This is a genomic window from Corynebacterium sp. HMSC11D10 (assembly GCF_001806995.1).
Classification (GTDB): Bacteria; Actinomycetota; Actinomycetes; order Mycobacteriales; family Mycobacteriaceae; genus Corynebacterium; species Corynebacterium coyleae.
This window is the reverse complement of the sequence record NZ_KV787064.1, coordinates 1-1,198: the sequence shown is the minus strand read 5'-3', so window position 1 is coordinate 1,198 and position 1,198 is coordinate 1. Positions and strand designations below refer to the sequence as shown.

The following is a 1,198-nucleotide window of genomic DNA, read 5'->3' as shown; positions in this document are numbered from 1 at the left end:
GGGTTAAGTAGCAAAATGTGTGTCTGATTTTCGCAGTCCTCACTGCTCAGACGGCATAAATCGGCCGTATATAAGGTTTCGCACCTTATATATGCTCGATTCTCGTTCAATCCACCGGAATGGCATCCTCATGTGCTAGTCGGGGATTGGTGTGCTTTCTGGGTGAGTAGAAACAGACCACGTTGCCCAGTATGCGCTGGGGAAATGAAGAAAAATGGCACCACTTCCAAAGGCACAACCGGGTGGCGGTGCAAAAACCCAGATTGCGGCAGCTCGACGACACGCCGCCGCACCGATCACACCCAAACTCGCGACTTTCAAGCGTTCATCTCTTATGCGACTTGCACCGCCTCATTGGCCGAGGTCGCTCGCCTGCGAAACATCAGCCGGTGGACCCTAGATCGCCGATTCGCGCCGTTTCGGCTCATCGATGTGCCCAACGATGGTGAACCTCACCGCGTCTATGACCAGATCTTCATCGACGGTACCTACACCGCCGCTGGCTGCCTCCTCGTCGCGGCCAGCTATGACCACGTCATCGCATGGCACTGGGCGAAAAGCGAAACCGCCCACGCCTACACCCAATTGCTCAAAAAGATCGCCGAGCCACTATGTGTGGTCCTCGACGGCGGACAAGGAGCACTCACCGCCATTAAAGCGTGCTGGCCAAACACGCTCATTCAGCGCTGCCTAGTCCATGCCCAACGCGCGATCCGTCGCTACACGTCGACCCAACCACGCACCGACGCGGGCAAGGCGATCTACGCACTGGCGTTGAAACTGACCCGCATCACCACACTTGACCAGGCACGCGAATGGACACTGCGTCTCCACGACTTCGGACAGGTCTATAAAGCATTCCTCGACGAAAAGACCCCCGTGCCAAAAGAACGGCGCACGCTGAATCACCAGTGGGAATGGACCCACCTGCGAGTTCGCAAGGCATACAACTCCCTGCTGCACCTCTCACGGAAAGGATGGCTGTTTACCTACCTGCAGCCGCCCAAAAACGCACTCGAGCCAAACCGGTGGGTCTCAACAACCAACAGCCTCGAAGGCGGCATCAACGCCCAGCTCAAACGCATCGCCGATGCACACCGCGGCAGGTCAGGAGAACGCCAACGAAAAATGCTCGAGTGGTGCCTGTATGCAAAAACGCAACTGCCTGACGATCCACTCACGATCGCCAGGCGGTGCA

At 57.3% G+C, this 1,198-nt stretch carries 1 protein-coding gene; it reads left to right on the top strand.

Annotated elements, in window-relative coordinates:
- Positions 1-204 precede the first annotated feature (204 nt).
- On the top strand, positions 205-1,198 hold a 994-nt coding region (locus HMPREF3120_RS08300; protein ID WP_070452192.1), incomplete at its 3' end, for an IS256-like element ISAmas1 family transposase.